The organism is Nocardioides aromaticivorans, assembly GCF_013408525.1.
In the GTDB taxonomy this organism is placed as follows: domain Bacteria; phylum Actinomycetota; class Actinomycetes; order Propionibacteriales; family Nocardioidaceae; genus Nocardioides; species Nocardioides aromaticivorans.
Genome location: NZ_JACBZM010000001.1, coordinates 3,920,283 through 3,939,297, shown reverse-complemented (window position 1 = coordinate 3,939,297; position 19,015 = coordinate 3,920,283). Strand labels below are relative to the sequence as shown.

18 protein-coding genes are annotated in these 19,015 nt (G+C 72.4%); 11 read left to right on the top strand and 7 right to left on the bottom strand.

What is annotated here, in order from left to right; all coding sequences use genetic code 11:
- Positions 1 to 8: 8 nt before the first annotated feature.
- Entirely contained in the window at positions 9 to 1,172 is a 1,164-nt protein-coding gene (locus BJ993_RS18910) for an acyl-CoA dehydrogenase family protein (protein ID WP_179650558.1), read from the bottom strand.
- 141 nt (positions 1,173 to 1,313) lie between these two features.
- On the opposite strand from BJ993_RS18910, the gene BJ993_RS18905 reads away from it, so the two are divergent.
- Together BJ993_RS18905 and BJ993_RS18900 are read left to right on the top strand one after the other, a co-directional pair.
- Positions 1,314 to 2,066 carry a winged helix-turn-helix transcriptional regulator gene (locus BJ993_RS18905; RefSeq protein ID WP_179650556.1) on the top strand — a complete coding sequence of 251 codons (753 nt, stop codon included), beginning with the start codon at positions 1,314 to 1,316 and terminating at the stop codon, positions 2,064 to 2,066.
- 21 nt (positions 2,067 to 2,087) lie between these two features.
- Positions 2,088 to 2,954, top strand: a complete 867-nt coding sequence (locus tag BJ993_RS18900) for an SDR family oxidoreductase (protein ID WP_179650554.1) — start codon at positions 2,088 to 2,090, stop codon at positions 2,952 to 2,954.
- Here BJ993_RS18900 and BJ993_RS18895 read toward each other — a convergent pair.
- Positions 2,908 to 3,810 carry a LysR family transcriptional regulator gene (locus BJ993_RS18895; RefSeq protein ID WP_179650552.1) on the bottom strand — a complete coding sequence of 301 codons (903 nt, stop codon included), beginning with the start codon at positions 3,808 to 3,810 and terminating at the stop codon, positions 2,908 to 2,910. The genes BJ993_RS18900 and BJ993_RS18895 overlap by 47 nt on opposite strands.
- Positions 3,811 to 3,893: 83 nt before the next feature.
- Between BJ993_RS18895 and BJ993_RS18890 the strand changes: the two genes are divergently transcribed.
- From BJ993_RS18890 to BJ993_RS18875, 4 genes are all read left to right on the top strand, one after another.
- On the top strand, positions 3,894 to 5,063 hold the full coding sequence (locus BJ993_RS18890; RefSeq protein ID WP_179650550.1) for a nuclear transport factor 2 family protein: 1,170 nt from the start codon (positions 3,894 to 3,896) through the stop codon (positions 5,061 to 5,063).
- A gap of 159 nt (positions 5,064 to 5,222) precedes the next feature.
- Positions 5,223 to 5,792 carry a PadR family transcriptional regulator gene (locus BJ993_RS18885; protein WP_179650548.1) on the top strand — a complete coding sequence of 190 codons (570 nt, stop codon included), beginning with the start codon at positions 5,223 to 5,225 and terminating at the stop codon, positions 5,790 to 5,792.
- Positions 5,789 to 7,792 carry an NADPH-dependent 2,4-dienoyl-CoA reductase gene (locus BJ993_RS18880; RefSeq protein ID WP_179650546.1) on the top strand — a complete coding sequence of 668 codons (2,004 nt, stop codon included), beginning with the start codon at positions 5,789 to 5,791 and terminating at the stop codon, positions 7,790 to 7,792. Before BJ993_RS18885 ends, BJ993_RS18880 begins: the two co-directional genes overlap by 4 nt.
- Positions 7,789 to 8,178 (top strand): nuclear transport factor 2 family protein, encoded by a 390-nt coding sequence (locus BJ993_RS18875; protein ID WP_308645628.1) that lies wholly within the window; start codon positions 7,789 to 7,791, stop codon positions 8,176 to 8,178. Before BJ993_RS18880 ends, BJ993_RS18875 begins: the two co-directional genes overlap by 4 nt.
- Positions 8,179 to 8,295: 117 nt before the next feature.
- Here BJ993_RS18875 and BJ993_RS18870 read toward each other — a convergent pair whose 3' ends face one another.
- Entirely contained in the window at positions 8,296 to 8,781 is a 486-nt protein-coding gene (locus tag BJ993_RS18870; protein WP_036541977.1) for an SRPBCC family protein, read from the bottom strand.
- Between the two features lie 314 nt (positions 8,782 to 9,095).
- On the opposite strand from BJ993_RS18870, the gene BJ993_RS18865 reads away from it, so the two are divergent.
- Complete coding sequence (locus tag BJ993_RS18865; protein WP_179650544.1) at positions 9,096 to 9,479, top strand: DUF1304 domain-containing protein; 384 nt, start codon at positions 9,096 to 9,098, stop codon at positions 9,477 to 9,479.
- On the opposite strand, the gene BJ993_RS18860 is transcribed toward BJ993_RS18865, so the two are convergent.
- Together BJ993_RS18860 and BJ993_RS18855 are read right to left on the bottom strand one after the other, a co-directional pair.
- Positions 9,476 to 10,750, bottom strand: coding sequence for a DUF1501 domain-containing protein (locus tag BJ993_RS18860; protein WP_179650542.1), 1,275 nt, complete (start codon positions 10,748 to 10,750; stop codon positions 9,476 to 9,478). The two genes, BJ993_RS18865 and BJ993_RS18860, sit on opposite strands and share 4 nt — an antisense overlap.
- 5 nt (positions 10,751 to 10,755) lie before the next feature.
- Entirely contained in the window at positions 10,756 to 12,222 is a 1,467-nt protein-coding gene (locus BJ993_RS18855) for a DUF1800 domain-containing protein (protein WP_179650540.1), read from the bottom strand.
- Positions 12,223 to 12,389: 167 nt separating this feature from the next.
- On the opposite strand from BJ993_RS18855, the gene BJ993_RS18850 reads away from it, so the two are divergent.
- The gene (locus tag BJ993_RS18850; RefSeq protein WP_036541975.1) at positions 12,390 to 13,019 is read left to right on the top strand and encodes a flavodoxin family protein; all 630 of its coding nucleotides are present in this window, start codon (positions 12,390 to 12,392) and stop codon (positions 13,017 to 13,019) included.
- Positions 13,020 to 13,094: 75 nt separating this feature from the next.
- Here the strand turns inward: BJ993_RS18850 and BJ993_RS18845 are convergent, their stop codons facing one another.
- A complete protein-coding gene (locus BJ993_RS18845; RefSeq protein ID WP_179650539.1) occupies positions 13,095 to 13,631 on the bottom strand; it encodes a DUF4334 domain-containing protein in 537 nt (178 codons plus the stop codon).
- 24 nt (positions 13,632 to 13,655) lie between these two features.
- Positions 13,656 to 14,054, bottom strand: a complete 399-nt coding sequence (locus BJ993_RS18840; RefSeq protein WP_179650537.1) for a homing endonuclease associated repeat-containing protein — start codon at positions 14,052 to 14,054, stop codon at positions 13,656 to 13,658.
- Positions 14,055 to 14,206: 152 nt separating this feature from the next.
- Between BJ993_RS18840 and BJ993_RS18835 the strand changes: the two genes are divergently transcribed.
- From BJ993_RS18835 to BJ993_RS18825, 3 genes are all read left to right on the top strand, one after another.
- Positions 14,207 to 16,009 (top strand): DUF3556 domain-containing protein, encoded by a 1,803-nt coding sequence (locus BJ993_RS18835; RefSeq protein WP_179650535.1) that lies wholly within the window; start codon positions 14,207 to 14,209, stop codon positions 16,007 to 16,009.
- Between the two features lie 3 nt (positions 16,010 to 16,012).
- Complete coding sequence (locus BJ993_RS18830) at positions 16,013 to 17,527, top strand: class I adenylate-forming enzyme family protein (RefSeq protein ID WP_179650533.1); 1,515 nt, start codon at positions 16,013 to 16,015, stop codon at positions 17,525 to 17,527.
- 107 nt (positions 17,528 to 17,634) lie between these two features.
- Positions 17,635 to 18,915 carry a PucR family transcriptional regulator gene (locus BJ993_RS18825; protein WP_179650531.1) on the top strand — a complete coding sequence of 427 codons (1,281 nt, stop codon included), beginning with the start codon at positions 17,635 to 17,637 and terminating at the stop codon, positions 18,913 to 18,915.
- The last annotated feature ends 100 nt before the right edge of the window (positions 18,916 to 19,015 follow it).

Here is a 19,015-nt window from a genome sequence, read left to right as displayed (position 1 = left end):
CCGGGTGCTCAGGCCTCCGCGCCGAGGGCGTCGCGGCCGAGCGCGAGGAGGGTGTCCTCCGGGGTGAACGGGTGGAACTTCACCGCGCGGATGTCGCGGTAGGCCCGCTCGATGACCGAGCCCTTGAAGAAGGCGGGGCCGCCGGCGACCTCCATGGCGAGGTCGCAGACCTCGAGCCCCGCTCGGGCGACCTCGGCCTTGGCGGCCATCACGGCGAGCACGGTGTCGTACGACGGCGTCGGGTCGTCGCCGACGAGTGCGAGCGCACCGTCGAGGGCCCAGCCGGCGACCTGGAGCCGCGAGCGCATCACGCCGACCTGGCGCTGCGCGCTGGGGTCCGAGGCGCGGCGCGAGGCAGCGGCCACCGCGGCGTCGTACGCGGCCTCGGCGACGCCGAGGTAGGCGCCGGTCACGATGGGGAATGCGATGCTCGAGATGACCTGCAGCGGCGGGTCGAGGACGCCCCACGGCCGGTTGGCCAGGACCTTCTCCTCCGGCACGAACACGTCGACGAGGTCGATGTCGTTGCTGGCGGTGCCGCGCATGCCGAGGGTGTCCCAGTTGTCGGCGACGGTGACGCCCTCGGACGCGAACGGGACGGCCATGTTGAGCACGCGGCGCCCCTGCTCGGGGTCGTCGAAGCAGAACATCGTCGACATCACCGCACCCTGCTCGGACTGGCTGGCGAAGCGCTTGCGGCCGGTGACGCGGTAGCCGCCGTCGACCTTCACGGCATCGCCGTGCGGGTGCGTGTAGTCGCCGCCGCCGGTGGAGACCAGGAGGATCTGCTCCTCCGCCACGCGGCGCAGCGTCGCCTCGGCGCCCGGCAGGCCGCGGCGGTAGCGCCACGCCGTGAACGCCACGACGTGCTGGTGCATGGCGCTGGCCAGGGCGGTCGAGCCGCAGTGGTGGCCGAGCTCGCGCTGGAGCGCAGTCAGCTCGCGGACCGTGGCGCCGTCGCCGCCGAGCTCGACGGGGACGGCGGCTTGGAGCAGGCCGGCGGCGCGCAGCTCGTCGTACGCCTCGGACACGAAGCTGCCCTCGGCGTCGTGGCGGGCGGCGTGGGCGGCGATGCGGGGCCCGATCTCGCGGGCGCGCTCGAGCGGGGTCGCGGTGGTGGCCGTGCTGCTGGTGGGCTGTCCGGCCGTCTGGGTGGTGTCGGTGATCGTCATGCGTCCAATGTCCGCCGACCGCGACGGCGCGACCAGTCCACAATTGTGACCCCGCCGGTTCGTATTCGCGACCTCGCGACCAGGCGCGACCAGAAGATCCATTCGCTGGCGGCGGCCGCCGCGCCGGAGGACCATGGGCGCATGCCCGACTACGGCAACTACTGCCCCGTCTCGATGGCGTCCGAGGTGGTCGCGGACCGTTGGACGCCGCTCATCATCCGCGAGCTGGTGCTCGGCAACACGCGCTTCAACGACATCGCCCGCGCCCTGCCCGGCATCTCGCGCTCGCTGCTGGTGCAGCGGCTGCGGCACCTGGAGAAGCGCGGCGTGCTGGAGATGTGGCCGGCGCCGACCGGGCGCGGCAGCGAGTACCACCTCACGCCGGCCGGGCGCGACCTCGAGCGGGTCATCGACAGCCTCGGTCGCTGGGCGATCGAGTGGCTCTTCGAGGAGCTGCGGCCGCACGACGTGGCGCCCACGACGCTGATGTGGTGGATGCACCGCCGGGTCGACCACGAGCGGCTGCCGCCGGGCCGGACCGTGGTGGAGTTCCGGCACACCGCGCCCGACCCCGTCTCGATCTGGCTGGTCATGGCGCAGAGCGAGGTGTCGGTCTGCCTGCAGCACCCGGGCTTCGAGGTGGACGTCGAGGTGGCCGGTACGACGCCGGCGCTGGCCGACGTCTTCCAGGGCTACTGCTCGTGGGGCGAGGCGGTCGACGCCGGCCGGCTCGAGGTCGCCGGCCCGCCGCGCCTGGTCCGGGCGCTGCCGCGGTGGTTCCTGTGGAGCCCGTGGGCCGCCGTCACCCGCGAGCGGGCGGACCGGGCGGACCGGGTGGACCGGGCGGACCAGTCGGCGCAGTCGGAGCGGGAGGACCAGGTACCCGCCAAGTAGAACCTGTTCTAGAGTCGCTGCGTGGGTACCTACGCAGTCACCGGGTCCGCCTCCGGCATGGGCGCCGCCGTCGTCGAGCGGCTCCTCGCCGACGGCCACCGCGTCATCGGGGTTGACATCAAGCAGGCCGACGTCACGGCCGACCTCTCCACGCCGGCCGGCCGACGCGCTGCCTCGGCGGCCGTGCTCGAGCTGGCGGGCGGCGTACTCGACGGGGCGGTGCTGGCCGCCGGGCTCGGACCCGCGCCCGGCCGTGACCGCGCGCGGCTGATCGCCGAGGTCAACGTGCTCGGCGTCGTCGAGCTGCTCGACGCCTGGCGGCCGGCGCTCGCGAAGGCCGACCGCGCCAAGGTCGTGGTCTTCTCCAGCAACTCCACGACGACGGTGCCGATGGTGCCGAAGCGGGTCGTCCGGGCGCTGCTCGAGGGCGACGTCGAGAGGGCGCTCGGCACGCTGCGGCTGCTCGGCAGGGCGGCGCCGACCTTCGCGTACGCCGCGAGCAAGGTCGCCGTCTCCCACTGGGTACGACGCCAGGCAGTCACCCGCGAGTGGGCGGGCGCGGGCATCCGGCTCAACGCGCTGGCCCCGGGCGCGATCATGACCCCGCTGTTGGAGCAGCAGCTCGCGACGCTGGCCGAGGCCAGGCGGATCCGGGCGTTCCCGGTGCCGATCGGCGGCTTCGGCGACGCGGGCCAGCTCGCGGCCTGGGTGGTCTTCATGCTCTCCGACGCGGCCGACTTCCTCTGCGGCAGCGTGGTCTTCGTCGACGGCGGCTCGGACGCATGGTTCCGCGCGACCGACTGGCCACGGCCGGTGCCGGCGCGGCGCGTGGGGCGCTATGTCAGCCGGATGAAGGAGTTCCGGACCCTGCGGCGAGCGCCGTCCTGAGCCTGCTGCGCAGCACCGCGGCCGGTCCGTCCGGGGCACTCCCCGCCCGCTCGGTCACGTAGATCCCCCGTGTCGGGGCGTCCGCGACGGCCACGGCGACGACGTCGCGCCGCAGCGCCGGGACCAGCAGGCCCGGCACGAGCGCGACCGCGTGGCCTGCGGCGACGAGGGCGGTCTTGCCGGCGAGGTCGGCGGCCGTGAGGTCGATCCGCGGCGCAAAGCCCGCCGTCGCGGCCGCCGCGCGGAGCAGCGCGGCCGAGCCCTCGTTGTCCTCGACCCAGGTGTCCTCGGCGAAGTCGGCGAGCCGGGGCCGGCGGCGCCCCCGGCGGCGGGTGGCCGCCGGATGGCCGGCAGCGACGACGACGCGCATGACGTCGTCACCGAGCCGGCGCCGCTCCAGGCGCGGATCCGCTGTCAGGCCCGGCGGCGCATCGGTGACGACGGCGAGGTCGAGCGCGCCGATCGCGACCTGCTCCTCCAGCTCGCCGGTGAGCGCGACGGTCAGCGACCACGCGGCGTCCAGCCCGCGCAGCGCCGCCGGGACGAGCCCGGCCGCGGCCGACGGCGTCGCCCCGACCGTCACGAGGCGACGTCCCTGCGCCGCCTCCCGCGCCGCGCGCACCGCGCGGTCGGCGGCCGCCACCACGACCTGCGCGTGGCGGCCGAAGGCCTCCCCCGCCAGCGTGGGTACGACGCCGCGCGGGCGGCGCTCGACCAGGGCCACCCCGACCTCCCGCTCCAGCGCGGCGACCTGCCGGGAGATGGCGGACTGCGTGTAGCCCAGCTCCAGCGCGGCCGCCGAGAGCGAGCCGAGGCGGCAGACCGCGAGGAAGGTGCGCCAGGTGACCGGGTCCACTCCCTCATGGTATGCGGTCCGCGCATGGCAGCACTGCCAGATCTGCGCTAGTCGCAGGGACAGCGCTCGTCCAGCATGGACCCATGCACGTCACCGTCCTCGGCCTCGGCCGGATGGGCGCCGCCATGGCCGCCCGCCTCGCCGACCGCGACCACACCGTCACCACCTGGACCCGATCCGGCCGGACCCTGCCGGGACTGGCCTCCGCCCCGACCGCGGCCGAGGCGGTCGCCGGCGCCGACCTCGTCCTGCTCTGCCTGTACGACGCCGCCGCCTGCCGCTCCGTGCTGGACTCCCTCAGCGGCGCGCTCCCCCACGACGCCGTGGTCGTGAACACCGCCACCGTCGGTCCGGACGAGGCCGCGGACCTGGCGGCCGCGCTCGGGCCGGCCTACCTGCACGCCCCGGTGATGGGCTCGACCCCGGCCGTCGCCGCCGGCGACCTCACCCTGCTCGCGGGCGTCCCCTCGCTGGCCGGGCCCGCCGCAGGGGTGCTCGCCGACCTCGGCGACGTCGTCCCGTGCGGCTCCCCCGCCCGGGCCGCCGCCGCCAAGCTGGTCGCCAACGGCGTGCTGGCCGGCGCGCTGCTGACCCTCCGCGACAGCCGCACCCGCGCCCGCGAGCTCGGCCTCGACGCCGCCCTGACCTGGCACGTCCTCGAGCGGACCTCGGTCGGTGGGCTGGTCCGCGCCAAGCGCCAGCGCCTGGACGCGGGCGACCTCGCCGGCGCCGACTTCACCGCCGGCGCCCTCGCCAAGGACGTCCGGCTCCTCGCCGGCCACGCCCCCTCCGCCGCCGGCCTGCTGGCCGAGACGGAGCGAGTCCCGCTCGCACCCGAGGACGACATCGCGGGCCTGGCCGCGCCGCGGCACGGGCTCACCCTCGCGCCCGGCGCCACCGCGCCACCCGAGGTGCTGGAGCCGCTGCTGGCCTATGTGGCGGGGCACGCGACCGGCGAGGCGTCGTACCACCGGGCGGCGTTCCTGCCGACCGCCCACGTCGAGGGTCTGCGCGACGGCGCCTTCGTCTCGTGGACGCTCGACGAGTTCTGCGCGCTCTTCACCGGCAAGCCCGCCGACGACGAGGCGGAGCGGTGGCGGCGGATCGAGCACCTGAGCACGTCCGGGAGCACCGGGACGGCGGTGCTGACGCTGCAGCATGGCGCGGACACCTTCACCGACGTGTTCGTGCTCCTGCGGGTCGACGGCGCGTGGCGGATCGCGAACAAGGCCTACCACCGCCGCTCCGGATGACGCCTTCTCGCGGTTGGTGACGGTTGCAGCCGTCAGCATGCGCAGGAATCCCCGGCCAGCCGGGGATTCCTGCATCCCCCGCACGCCCGTGACCCAGACCACCTGAAACTAGTTGCGCAACTAGTTGCATAGCCGCTCCGACTGGGGCATCCTCGTGCCATGGCCCTCGAGCACGCGATCCTCGTGTCGCTGAGCGAGCGCGCCGCGTCCGGCTCAGACCTGGTGCGCCGCTTCGACGCGTCGATCGGCTTCTTCTGGTCCGCGACGCACCAGCAGATCTACCGCGTGCTCGGCCGGATGGAGGGCGACGGCTGGGTGAGCGCCGAGGCGGTCCCCCAGGCCGACCGGCCGACCAAGAAGGTCTACGCCGTCACCGACGCAGGGCGGGCCGAGCTCGCCCGCTGGATCGGCGAGCCCACCACGCCCGACGCCATGCGAAGCAGCGTCGGCATCAAGATGCGCGGGGCGTCGTACGGCGACCGGGCGGCGCTGCTCGACGACCTGCGCCGCCAGCTCGACGAGCACACCAAGCGGCTCTCGCTGTACGAGTTCATGGCCGCCCGGGACTTCCCGGACCCCGGCGCGCTGACCGGCGCCGAGCTCGACATCCACCTCGTGCTGCGCGGCGGCCTCCTCATGGAGGAGTTCTGGATCCGCTGGCTGACCGAGTACATCGACGCCCACACCACCGCCAGCACCACCGCTGGAGACACCGAGGAGAACCGATGACCAGCTATCCCCTGCTCACCTCGAAGGCCGTCGTCGGCGGGCTGGAGCTCCAGTCCCGCGCGGTCATGGGCTCGATGCACACCGGCCTCGAGGACCGGCCGTGGCACGTCGACGAGATGGCGGCGTACTTCGCCGAGCGGGCCGCCGGCGGTGTCGGCCTCATCGTGACCGGCGGCTACGCGCCGAACGTGCGCGGCTGGCTGCTGCCGTTCGGCTCGCAGATGACCACGCGGATGAACGCGCACCGCCACCAGCGGGTGACCGACGCGGTCCACGAGAACGGCGGGAGGATCGCGCTGCAGATCCTCCACGCCGGCCGCTACGGCTACACGCCGTTCAGCGTCTCGGCGAGCGCGACCAAGTCGCCGATCACCCCGTTCAAGGCGTCCGCGCTGTCGACGCGGGCGGTCGAGCGGACCGTCGACGACTTCGTCGCATCGGCGAGGCTCGCGCGCAAGGCCGGGTACGACGGCATCGAGATCATGGGCTCCGAGGGCTACCTGATCAACCAGTTCCTCGCGGCGCGCACCAACCGTCGTACCGACAAGTGGGGCGGCTCCGCCGAGAACCGGATGCGCTTCCCCGTCGAGATCGTGCGCCGGATCCGGCAGGAGCTGCCGGACTTCTTCGTGATGTACCGGATGTCGCTGCTCGACCTCGTCCCCGACGGCCAGACGTGGGAGGAGACCGTCGAGCTGGCGCACCGGATCGAGGCGGCCGGCGCGAGCGTCATCAACACCGGCATCGGCTGGCACGAGGCGCGGGTCCCCACGATCGTCACCAGCGTGCCGCGCGGCGCGTGGGTCGACAGCACCCTGCGCCTCAAGGAGGTCGTGTCGATCCCGGTCTGCGCGAGCAACCGGATCAACACCCCGGACGTCGCGGAGTCGATCCTCGAGCAGGGCATCGACCTGGTCTCGATGGCCCGCCCGTTCCTCGCCGACTCCGAGCTCGTCAACAAGGCCCGCGACGGCCGCGCCGACGAGATCAACACCTGCATCGGCTGCAACCAGGCCTGCCTCGACCACACCTTCCAGGCCAAGCGGGCCTCCTGCCTGGTCAACCCGCGCGCCTGCCACGAGACCACGCTCGTGCTCGGCCCGACGCGCTCCGCCAAGCGGGTCGCCGTCGTCGGTGGTGGCCCCGCCGGCCTCGCGACCGCCGTCAGCGCCGCCGAGCGCGGCCACGACGTCACGCTCTTCGAGGCGAGCGACGAGATCGGTGGCCAGTTCCGCCTGGCGATGCAGATCCCCGGCAAGGAGGAGTTCGCCGAGACGCTGCGCTACTTCCGCCGCCGCATGGAGGTCCTCGGCGTCAACGTGAAGCTGTCGACGTGGGCGACGCCCGAGCTGCTCGCCGGGTACGACGAGGTCGTGGTCGCGACCGGCGTCGAGCCGCGCACCCCGTCGATCCCGGGGATCGACCACTCGAAGGTCGTCTCCTACCCCGACGCCATCACCGGCCGCGTCGCGGTCGGCGGCCGGGTCGCCGTGATGGGTGCCGGCGGGATCGGCTTCGACGTCACCGAGCTGCTCGCCCACACCGACGAGACCGTCGAGGAGTGGAAGGCCCACTGGGGCGTGGCCGACCCGGCCGTCGTACGCGGTGGCGTGACGGAGAAGGCGCCGCGCACCCCGAAGCGCGAGGTGTGGCTGCTGCAGCGCAAGGAGTCCGCGCAGGGCAAGGGCCTGGGCAAGACCTCGGGCTGGGTGCACCGTGCCGTCGTCAAGGACCTCGGCGTCCACCAGCTCAGCGGCGTCTCCTACGACAAGGTCGACGACGCGGGCCTGCACATCACCGTCGACGGAGCGCCGCAGGTGCTCGACGTCGACCACGTGGTTGTCTGCGCCGGCCAGGAGTCGGTCCGCAGCCTGTACGACGACCTGCTCGCCTCCGACTTCGCCGGTCGTGTCCACCTGATCGGGGGCGCCGACGTGGCCGCCGAGCTCGACGCGAAGCGCGCCATCAAGCAGGGCACCGAGCTGGCGGCGGCGCTGTGAGCGCGGCGTTCCGCACCGCCGTCGAGGCGCGCGACATCGACGCCATGCGGGCGTGCCTCGCCGACGACGTCGTCTTCCGCAGCCCGGTCGCGCACAAGCCGTACCCCGGCAAGCCCATCACCGCGGCGATCCTGGCCAACGTGATCGAGGTCTTCGAGGACTTCCACTACGTGCGCGAGCTCGGCGACGACGCGGGCCATGCGCTGGTCTTCGAGGCGAAGGTCGACGGCCTCGACATCACCGGGTGCGACTTCCTCGTCCTCGACGACGACGGCCTGATCACCGACTTCATGGTGATGGTCCGCCCGCTCAAGGCCGCCAGTGCGCTCGCCGAGGCGATGGGCGCGCGCTTCGACCGGATCGTGGAGCAGGCCGGCCAGGGCTGAGCCCCGGCACCCTGGACGACAGAACTCACGCCTGGACGACGAAGCTTCGTCGTCCAGGCGTGAGTTTCTTCGTCCAGGCGCGGGAGTTTCACCGGCCGGCCGGTGAAACTCCCCCGATCACAACGCCGGATTCGGCGGGTCCACGTCGCTCGGGCTCACCGCCCCGCGCCACCCGCCCGTCTCCACACCACGGGCCTCGATGAACTCCTTGAACCGCTCGAGGTCGCCCTCGGTGCGCTTGTCGACGATCTTCAGCGCGTCGCCGACCTTCTCGACGATGCCCTCGGGCTCGAACTCCATCTGCAGGGTGACCCGCGTGCCGCGCCCGGTGGGGTCCGGGGCGAAGGAGACGGTGCCGTCGTTCGTCGTACCGTCGGTGGCGCGCCAGGTGATCCGCTCGTCGGGCGTCTGGTGGACGATCTCGGCGTCCCACTCGCGGTGCACTCCGGCGATGTCGGCGCTCCAGTGCAGGTGCTTGTCGTCGATCTGCTTCACGTGCTCGACGCCCTGCATGAACTTGGGGAAGCTCTCGAACTGCGTCCACTGGTCGTAGGCCGTACGGACCGGCACCTCGACGACGATGGTCTTCTCGATCGTGCTCATGGATCGTGCTCCTCTCGGTCGGGGTTCGTTGTCGGTTCCGCCTCGCGGTACCCGCCGACAACGGCCGAACCCGGGTGGGGCGCGAAGTGTGAGGTTTTCTCCGCCGAGGTGGGTCGATTTCTCCACCGAAGTGGGCCGATTTCTCCACCGAAGTGGGCAGATTTCTCCGCCACCGGCGCCGCAATCCTCACGTCTCGAGGGAGAACCTCTGCCACTTCGCCGGAGAAGACCTCACACTTCGGCGGAGAAACCCACGCACTTCGCGCCCGCCAGAGGTCCCTCCAGAGGTCCCGCCGCCCCTTAGGGTGCTGGACATGACCACCGTCGCCCTCGCGTTCGCGGGCCTCGCCGCCGCACTCCACGTCTACATCTGGGTCATGGAGTCGCTCACCTGGACGAGTCCGCGGACGCGGGCGACGTTCGGCACGTCGGTCGAGGAGGCCGAGGCCACCAAGGAGCTCGCCTACAACCAGGGCTTCTACAACCTCTTCCTCGCGCTGGTGACCTTCGGCGGCATCGCCGCCCACGTCGCCGACGAGGAGACGGTCGGCTCGACGCTGGTCTTCACCGGCGCGGGGTCGATGGTGGCCGCCGGGCTGGTGCTGCTGCTCTCGTCGCCGGACAAGGCTCGTGCGGCGATCACGCAGCTCACCCTCCCCGCGATCGCGGTCGTGCTCCTCGCGATCGCCGTCGCCTAGGCCATCACGCCGACGGTCTCCGGAGTGAAGCCCGGGAACACCGTCGCCGACGAGGCGGCCATCCGCTTCACCACGACCTCGGCGAGGACGCTGCGGTAGTCGGTCGTGACCGTGAGGTCGGCGTTGACGTCGTTGACCAGACCCGGCCAGGTGCCGTGGTAGCCGCCCTTGACGCCGGCGCCGAGCAACAGCATCACGTTGCCCCACCCGTGGTCGAGTCCGTAGTTGGCGTTCTGCTTGACCCGTCGGCCGAACTCGGACAGCGCCACGACGGTCACCTTGTCGGCGAGCGCACCGAGGTCGGTGAAGAACGCCGCCAGCACGTCGGCGAGCTCGGACGTCATCCGCTGCATCGCACCCCACTCGAGCGTGCCGAGGTCGACGTGGTGGTCCCACGACCCGAAGTCGACGGTGATCACCTCGGCACCCACGTCGCCGCGGATGGTGCGCGCCGTCGCGGCCATCGCGCGCCCGAAGTCCCCGTCCGGGTACGACGCCCCGTTGGCCGGTGTCGTCGAGGTCGCCTTGACCGGGGCGAAGTCGGCGATGGCCGCCATCGCGGCGCGGGCTCCCGCTCCGAGCGGTCCCGAGGCTGACGCCCAGGTGGTCCGCATCGACCGGGGCCGGCGCCCCTCGGGGTCCCACTTGTCGGCTCCGGAGAGCCGCATGTCCGCGATCCGCTCGATCGCGACGCTCTGCTGCGGCCCGCTGAGGGAGGTCGGCGGGTTGGCGCTGCCGAGCTGGACCGCCTGCAGCGGGCTGGTGTAGGTGTCGCGGCCGATCAGCCGGTTCAGCCAGCCGGTGCGCGTCGTCGAGCCGGGCGCGGCGTCCTCGACCTCCTCCATCGCGGAGAAGTGCGAGCGGTTGGGCGCCGGCAGGCCGGTCGCGTGCACGGCCGCCATGCGGCCGCCGTTCCACAGCGGCAGCAGGGGCGCCAGGTTCGGGTGCAGCCCGAAGAAGCCGTCCTTCGCGAGCAGCTGCGCCGACGGGACGGCGATGCCGGGCCGCGCGCTCGCGTAGACCGGGTCGCCGTGCGGGACGACGAGGCTCATCCCGTCGACCGCGCCGCGCATCGACAGGACGACCAGCACGGCGGGCGCGGAGCGCGTGGCGGCGTACGACGTCTCGACGAAGGCGGTGCCGAACGCGGTGGCCGTGCTCAGGCCGGCCCCGGCGGCGAGCGCGCCCCGGAGCAGACCGCGGCGTGAGACCCGCGAGAACTCGGGGCATCCGCAGGGCTCGGCGGGAGGGGCAGGGGTCGGGGAGGTCATGGCCGTCACCTCGTCATGTGGGTCGGGCAGTCGAGGAACACGGTCAGCAGGCGCGGCATCTCCCAGCGGACCAGGTCGTGGGTACTGGTGATGATCGTGCCCGGACTGCAGCCGGTCGCCTCGCACGCGGCCTGCAGCAGCAGCGACGTCGAGCCGCGTCCGTGGATCGACCGGGCGAGGTGGTCGACGAGGTGGTCGAAGCGGATCTGCGTGGCCGGCAGCCACGACGCCGGCGTGCGGTAGCGGGTGCCGATGGACGGCCACCAGCCGCCCGCCATCGTGTAGTGCACGTCGAGGGAGTTGAGGAAGCGCGAGGTCGACGACCACGCCGCTGCCGTGTCGGGTCGTCCGTCGGGCGGCTGCCACGAGAACGGCCTGATGCCGACGGACGACGCCTGCCACAGGATCGCGTTGGCGCCGGCCTCGGACTCGCTGTCCGCCGGTCGCGCGGAGATCTGGACGCCCAGCGCCCGCCAGGTCGCGACGACGTCGTCGGTCGGCGTACGGACCTTCTTGCCGACCGAGCTCGCGGCCTTGAACTCCGTCGAGGCGACCAGCGCGCGGAGCACCGGGCGGATCTGGGTGTCATGGGCGAGGTAGACCTTCGCCAGGCGATCGACCAGTGCGTCCGGCGGGCTGTCGGACACGAACCGCCGGGCCAGCTTGAGCGCGATCCGCCGCGCGGTCGCGGGATGGTGGGCGAGATAGCGCAGGTAGGCCTGGACGACGGGCCGGCCGTCGGCGGCGCCGTTGTCGTGGGCGAAGCCCATGACCTGCACGGGTCCGGTCCAGTGGTGGGCCGGGTCGTAGGAGAAGGCCCACGTCCGCCACGAGTCGACGCGGTAGCCGGTGAGGATCCGCGCGGATGCCTTGACGTCGTCCTCGTCGTAGTTGCCGCGACCGACGGTGTGCAGCTCCAGCAGCTCGCGGCCGAGGTTCTCGTTGGGGGCGCGCTTGGAGGAGTTCGCGTTGCCGAGGTAGACCGCCATCGCCGGGTGCACGATCGCCGCCTGCAGCAGGTCCTCGAAGCGGCCGAGCGCGTGCTTCCGGATCGTCTTCCCGTACGACGTCCGGAACGGCCCGACCTCGCCCGTCGCCGGCACGTGCAGGTGGTGCTCCCAGAGCTCCGCCATCGTCTCGAGCACCTGCCGCTGCGAGCCGAGGCGGCGCACCAGCGCCCAGCGCTCGTAGTTGGCGTCGGCCAGCCACAGCTCCTCGATGCCGTCGACCTGTCGTTGCCAGAGCGTCTCCGCCGAGGCGTTGATCGAGGTCCACCACGTCGCCGAGGTGGTGTACCAGGCGTCGGCGTACTGCGACGTCAGCTGCTTCTCGAACCACGCCGTGAACCCGCCGGCGGCGACGACCTGGCGGTGGAGCGCGGGCGTGTAGCCCGCGGTGAACCGGCGCAGGCAGTGCAGCGTCGCGGACGACGGGATCGCGGTGCGGGTCCAGGCCCGCGGTGTGTACGCCACCCGAGCTCCCTCCCCCGATCAGTGCGCGTCGCGGCGAGCGTAGGCAGCCGGGACGGCCCGGCGGAGCGGCCTCTCGGACACGATGCGACACCCATCCGGATCACGGACCCGGGACCTCTGCCCCGGGCGCCCGGGTGCCCGGCCTCCCGCCGGGTACCACCCCGCGCATGGTCGACGACACCCCACCGACAGATTCCCTGCGTGCCCTCGTCCTGTGCTGCACGCTGCGCAGGTCACCGTCCGAGTCCAGCTCCGACCTGCTGGGGCGGCGCGTGCTCGAGGCCCTGCGCGGGCACGGGGTCGACGGCGACCTGGTGCGCGTGGTGGACCACCCGGTCGCGTTCGGGGTCAGCACCGACGAGGGCGACGGCGACGCGTGGCCGGACATCCGCCGCCAGGTGCTCGCCGCCGACATCCTCGTCATCGCCACGCCGATCTGGATGGGCCAGCCCTCGTCGGTGTGCAAGATGGTGCTGGAGCGGCTCGACGCCGAGCTCAGCGAGGAGGACGACGAGGGCCGGATGCTGACCTCCGGCAAGGTCGCGGCCGTGGCGGTCGTCGGCAACGAGGACGGCGCCCACCACGTCAGCGCCGAGGTCTACCAGGCGCTCTCGGACGTCGGCTTCACGATCCCGGCGAACGGCGTGACCTACTGGGTCGGCGAGGCGATGCAGTCGACCGACTACCAGGACCTCGACCCCGAGCCCGAGAAGACCGCGGCCACCACCGCGACGCTCGCCGGCAACGCGGCCCACCTGGCGGCGCTGCTCAAGGCGGCGCCGTACCCGCCCGCCTGAACCTGCCGCCTGAACCTGCCCGGTGGTCGAGGAGGTTGCGCAGCAACCGTCACGAGACCACCGGCGGCTGCCGGATCAGTCCCGGACCAGGACGAAGAAGTACGGCGGGGCGTCGCGCAGGTCCATGCAGCCCAGCAGGGTGTCGGCGTCGACCCGGCGGAAGAGGTCGATGATCGGCAGGTGGTCGTAGCTCATCCCGGCGGTGACCACGCCGCGGTACTCCACGTTGCGCAGCCGGGCCCGGGGCTTCTTCGTGCGCAGCGCCGGGAGCGCCGCGCCCATGACCGCGCGGCCGCGGGCGACCACACCCTCGGGGATCCGGTCGACGATCCCGAAGGGGATCCGTCGCGGGTCGACGGACACGATCTTCCCCGCCGGCGTCCGGAAGAGCAGCGGGTGCACCTCGTCCACGGAGTCGAACTGCTTGCCGTACCACCCGGACGCCTCCAGCAGCCCGTCCATCGGGTGCCCGGTGGCGAGCTCGCGCCCGTGCCAGCGGCCGGTGACCTCCTCGGCACGGACGGCCGGGAGGCTGTCGAAGAACGCCAGTGCGTCCGCGAGCGCGCAGGCGGGCTCGAGCTCGGCGAGGCGGTCCGCGGGAATGACAGTCATGCTGTCATTGTGACGGACGCCCGCTCAGGTGCCGGCCGCTGCCCGCTTCTTGACCTCGGCCCACGGGAAGCGCTGCCGCAGGGTCGCCCCGCTCGGGGCGTCGTCCTGCGCCTTCGCCCACTCCGAGTAGTCGGCGAACGAGCCCGTCGCCCCCGGTGAGCCCAGGTACGCCGCCACGATCGCGACGACGTCCTCGTCGCTCCACCTCCGCGAGGTCGAGCGGGTCTTGTTGGTGGCCACGCCGGCGCGGGCGCAGGCCTCGTTCCACGACCCGAACCGGCGGATCAGCAGCGCCGGGGAGGCCGCGTCCTGGTCGCGCTGCCAGGCGTCGTACGCCGCAGCGGTCAGCGGCTCGCCCAGTGCGGCGGCAGCAGCGGCGACACCGGCCGCCAGCTGGTCGTCGGAGTACTCGGGGGTCCGCATGCCGCCACCGTAGCGGGCCCGGGTCGTTGGCCGTCGGGGACGAAGAACGGGAGGCAAGTTCGGTCGTCGCGGCCGTGATGACGCAGGTCACATCGCGCCTACCTTCGGGGCGGATCGCCGAGCGGTCCTTCCCGCACCAAGGAGCCAGACCCATGCCCTTCCTCACCCCCACCGTGCCGCAGGTCGACCCTGCGGAGTTCCTCACCCGCCCCCGCCAGGAACGGATCAGGTTCCTGGCGACGTTCTGGGCCGAGAACGGCTTCGGCACCCAGAAGATGGTGCACACCATCTACATCGTGAAGCTGCTCGTCCTCTACATCGGCGGCGGCGTCGCGCTGGCGACCCTCACCTCCGACGTGGGCGGCCCGCTCGAGGTCAGCCAGTGGTGGGACCAGCCGATCATCTACCAGAAGTTCGTGCTCTGGACGCTCTTTCTCGAGCTGTTCGGCATCGGTGGCACGTGGGGTCCGCTCGCGGCGCACTTCAAGCCGATGACCGGTGGCATCGCCTACTGGGCGCGACCGAACACCATCCGGCTCCCCCCGTGGCCGGGCAAGGTCCCGTTCACCGCCGGCGACAACCGCAGCGTCTTCGACGTGGCGCTCTACCTCGCCACCCTCGCGAGCTTCCTCCTCGCCGCGTCGTCGGGCGGGAGGACCCTCGAGGGCTTCGGCGTCGACATGGTCGACCCGGCGCTGATGGCGCTCTCCGCCGGCCTGCTCGTGCTCTGCGGCCTGCGCGACAAGATCCTCTTCCTCGCCTCGCGCGGCGAGCAGTACCTGCCGATCCTGCTGATCTCCGCGCTTGCCGGCGAGGTGCTCACGTTCGTCGACTTCATCGTCGCGGCCAAGCTGATCATCGTCACCATCTGGGTCGGCGCGGCCGTGTCCAAGATGAACCACCACTTCCTCAACGTGATCCCGCCGATGGTGTCGAACGCCCCGTTCGTGCCGAAGGCCCTCAAGCGTGCGCACTACCGGTCGCTGCCCGAGGACCTGCTGCCGTCGCGGCTCGCCTGGTTCATGGCGCACGTGCTCGGCACGACCGCCGAGCTCGCCGTACCGCTGGTCCTGCTGCTGAGCACCAACTGGACGATCACGCTGCTGGCCGTGGGCTCGATGGTCCTCTTCCACCTCTTCATCACCCAGACGTTCCCCCTGGCGGTGCCGCTGGAGTGGAATATCAACTTCTCGTTCATCACGATCTTCCTGTTCGCCGGGCACTTCGCGGGTGACGGCTACGCCGTGACCGACTTCAGCGAGGGCTGGATGCTACCGGCCTTCGTGGCCGCGCTGGTCTTCTTCCCGGTGCTCGGCAACCTGCGTCCCGACCTGGTGTCCTTCCTCCCCTCGATGCGGCAGTACGCCGGCAACTGGGCCTCGGCCACCTGGGCCTTCGCCCCGGGCGCGGAGGCGAAGCTCAACCAGATCCCCGGCGGCGCGCTCAACCAGATCGACCAGCTGGTCGACGGCATGGGATTCGACCCGGCGGCCGCCGAGATGACGATGCAGATGACGCTGAGCTGGCGCTCGATGCACAGCCAGGGTCGCGGCCTGTTCTCGGTGCTGCAGAACTACCTGGGCGACGAGTACGAGGGCTACTCGCTGCGCGAGGCCGAGTTCTGCTGCAACAAGGTGATCGGGTGGAACTTCGGGGACGGCCACCTGCACGACGACCAGCTGATCGAGGCCATCCAGAAGCGGGTCGGCTTCGCCCCCGGCGAGTTCGTCGTGGTCTGGGTCGAGTCGCAGCCCATCCACAAGCCGACGCAGGAGTACTTCGTGATGGACGCCGCCCTGGGCATCGTCGAGCGCGGCAGCTGGCTGGTCACCGACTGCGTCAAGGAGCAGCCCTGGCTGCCGAACGGCCCGGTCCCGACGGACGTCACCTGGCGCCACCCGCAGCACCACCCGGCGCACGCCCTCGGCGCGGCCAGCCCGACGGCGACGGCCTGACCCATGGGCGTCACCACGACCAGCCCGCTGGCGGCGATCCCGTTCCAGCGGGCCGCGCAGGACCCCACCGGGTCGTGCCTGCAGGACGGTGACCGGGCCTGGGACAACGCCGGCTTCGCGACCTCCGTACGACGCCTCGCCCAGCGCTTCACGGCGCTGGGCGTGGCGCCCGGCGACACCGTCGCCGTGCTGCTGCCGAACTGCGCGGAGATCATCGCCACGATGTTCGCCGCGTGGTTCCGCGGCTCCGCCCTCAACCCGGTCAACACCGCGCTGACCGACGACGAGGTGCGCTACCAGCTCGAGGACTCGGCGTCCGCGGTGATCGTCGGCGACCAGCGGGCCCGGGCACTGGCGGAGTCCCTGGGGATCGCGTGGGTGGACGCTGACCTCGTCCTCCCCGCCCCCGGGGACCCGCCCGTGTCCTCCGCACCCGCCGGCGCCGAGGACGGCGTCGAGGAGCCGTCCGCCCTCGGCGACGACTTCGCGCTCGTGATCTACACCAGCGGCACGACCGGCAAGCCGAAGGGCGTGCTGCTCGACCACGACAACCTCGACGCGATGAGCGCCTCGCTCGTCGAGCACTTCGGGTTGACCGCCGACGACCGCAGCCTGCTGGTCCTCCCGCTGTTCCACTGCAACGGCCTGGTCGCCGGCACCCTCGCCCCGTTGCGGGCCGGCGGCGACGTCGTCGTCGCGCGGCGGTTCTCCCCCGACACCTTCTGGGACGACGTCGAGGCCGCCCGGCCGACGTACTTCTCGGCGGTGCCGACCATCTACGCCGTGCTCGAGGCGCGGACCGAGCGCAAGGTCGACACCTCCTCGCTGCGCTTCCTGGTCTGCGGCGCGGCGCCGATGCCGGCCGAGCTGATCACCCGCTTCGAGCGGCGCTTCGGGGTGCCCGTCGTCGAGGGCTACGGGCTCTCGGAGGGCAGCGTGGCGTCGACGATCAACCCGGTCGACGGACTGCGCAAGCCGGGCACCGTGGGCGTCGCGCTCCCGGGCCAGGAGGTCGCCGTCGTGTCGGCCCAGGGCGTCCCACAGCCGGCCGGGCAGCGCGGGGAGGTGGTGATCCGCGGCGCCAACGTGATGCGGGGCTACCTCGGAAAGCCGCAGGAGACGGCCCAGGTGCTCCGCGACGGGTGGCTGCACACGGGCGACGTGGGGATCATCGACCGGGACGGCTACCTGCGCATCGTCGACCGGATCAAGGACATGATCATCCGCGGCGGGGAGAACATCTACCCCAAGGAGATCGAGGAGTGCCTCTACCTGCACCCCGCGGTCCTCGAGGCGGCCGTCATCGGCAAGCCGGACCCCGTGCTCGGCGAGGTCCCGGTCGCGTACGTCGCCACCCGGCCCGGTCGCGTCGCGACGCCGGAGGAGCTGCGCGAGCACTGCGCGGCCACGCTGGCGCGCTACAAGGTGCCCCAGGAGGTGCACGTGCGCACGGAGCTGCCGAAGAACTCGGTGGGCAAGCTGGTGAAGGGCCTGCTGCGCGAGCAGGTGTCGGCGTGAGCCGTCCCCCGCAGCAGGCCTTTGGTCGCCGCGACCAAAGCGCGGGCCCGCAGTCGTGGCGCGAGCACAGTGACGCGCGTCACGCTCGGTCTGGGACACTGCGAGACGTGGCAGACGCTCCCCCTCCACTCTCCGCCGACGTGCTGGTGACCACCGTCGCGACGGCGCTCCAGGCCCGGATCACCGAGCTGGCCAGCAGCATGCGCGACCGCCTCTCGAACCGCATCGAGGAGCTCGACGAGGACGGCGCGATCTTCGAGCTGCTCTACGCCAGCATCGAGGGCAACATCGAGAACATCCTCTACTCGCTGCGCCACGACATCACGCTCGACAAGATCGAGCCGCCGTCGGCGGCCTACGAGTACGCGCGGCGGCTCGCCCAGCGCGGGGTGCCGATGAGCGCCCTGGTGCGCGCCTACCGGCTCGGCCAGCAGCACCTGCTGGAGATGACCTTCGCCGAGTGCGACCGGCTCGAGGCGCCGGTCGAGGTCCGCTCGGAGGCCTACGAGCGGATCGTGAAGGTCACCTTCGACTACATCGACTGGATCTCGCAGGGCGTGGTCACGGTCTACGAGGGCGAGCGCGAGCGCTGGCTGGCCGAGCGCAACAGCGCCCGGGTCGGCCGGGTCGAGGAGCTCATCGCCGGCGCCCCGATCGACATCGACGCCGCCGAGACCACGCTGGGCTACCGCCTGCGGGTGCCGCACCTCGGTGGCGTGCTGTGGGTCGACGAGACCGGCACCCAGCAGGACCAGCTCTCCCGCTTCACCCGTGCCGCGACGTCGATCGCGGAGTTCCTCGGCTCGTCGCGTACGCCGCTGGTGATCCCGCGCGACCGCGCGTCGGCGTGGATCTGGATCTCGGTCCGCGACGAGGTCGAGCTCGATGTCGGCGGGATCCAGTCCCTCCTGGCCAAGGCCGGTGGACCGCCGGCGCCCAACCTGGCGCTCGGCCGGCTCGCGTCGGGGGTGGAGGGCTTCCGTCGTACCCACCGCGAGGCGTTGCACGCCCAGCAGGTGGCGATGGTCGGCGACGACCCGCAGCGCTCGGTCACGACCTTCGACGAGCCCGGCCTCAAGGTCGCCGCCCTGCTGGCCAACGACCTCGACACCGCCCGCACCTGGGTGCAGGAGACGCTCGGCGACCTGGCCCTCGACGACGAGCAGCACGAGCGACTGCGGCACACGCTGCTCTTGTTCTTCCAGCACGACAGCAGCTACACCGCCACCGCCGAGGCGATGTTGATGCACAAGAACTCGGTGAAGTACCGGATCGCGTCCGCCGAGAAGGCGATGGGCTGGCCGGTCAGCTCCGACCGACAGGCGATCGAGCTCGCGCTCACCGCGTGCCACTGGCTCGGCCGGGCCCTGCTGATCCCCACGCACTGACACCAGCAGCCCGGGTCCCCCCACCAGGTCCTCCCCGCCGGCGCGGGGAGGACCTGGCGATCTCCGGTGTTGTGCGCGGAGACCAAAGGCCGCGCGCCAA

Bases quoted from the DNA above. Each gene is read 5' to 3' on its own strand.
- BJ993_RS18910 (WP_179650558.1), bottom strand. From the start codon at position 1,172: ATGACGATCACCGACACCACCCAGACGGCCGGACAGCCCACCAGCAGC.
- BJ993_RS18905 (WP_179650556.1), top strand. From the start codon at position 1,314: ATGCCCGACTACGGCAACTACTGCCCCGTCTCGATGGCGTCCGAGGTG.
- BJ993_RS18890 (WP_179650550.1), top strand. From the start codon at position 3,894: ATGCACGTCACCGTCCTCGGCCTCGGCCGGATGGGCGCCGCCATGGCC.
- BJ993_RS18885 (WP_179650548.1), top strand. From the start codon at position 5,223: ATGGCCCTCGAGCACGCGATCCTCGTGTCGCTGAGCGAGCGCGCCGCG.
- BJ993_RS18880 (WP_179650546.1), top strand. From the start codon at position 5,789: ATGACCAGCTATCCCCTGCTCACCTCGAAGGCCGTCGTCGGCGGGCTG.
- BJ993_RS18870 (WP_036541977.1), bottom strand. From the start codon at position 8,781: ATGAGCACGATCGAGAAGACCATCGTCGTCGAGGTGCCGGTCCGTACG.
- BJ993_RS18865 (WP_179650544.1), top strand. From the start codon at position 9,096: ATGACCACCGTCGCCCTCGCGTTCGCGGGCCTCGCCGCCGCACTCCAC.
- BJ993_RS18860 (WP_179650542.1), bottom strand. From the start codon at position 10,750: ATGACCTCCCCGACCCCTGCCCCTCCCGCCGAGCCCTGCGGATGCCCC.
- BJ993_RS18850 (WP_036541975.1), top strand. From the start codon at position 12,390: ATGGTCGACGACACCCCACCGACAGATTCCCTGCGTGCCCTCGTCCTG.
- BJ993_RS18845 (WP_179650539.1), bottom strand. From the start codon at position 13,631: ATGACTGTCATTCCCGCGGACCGCCTCGCCGAGCTCGAGCCCGCCTGC.
- BJ993_RS18840 (WP_179650537.1), bottom strand. From the start codon at position 14,054: ATGCGGACCCCCGAGTACTCCGACGACCAGCTGGCGGCCGGTGTCGCC.
- BJ993_RS18835 (WP_179650535.1), top strand. From the start codon at position 14,207: ATGCCCTTCCTCACCCCCACCGTGCCGCAGGTCGACCCTGCGGAGTTC.
- BJ993_RS18830 (WP_179650533.1), top strand. From the start codon at position 16,013: ATGGGCGTCACCACGACCAGCCCGCTGGCGGCGATCCCGTTCCAGCGG.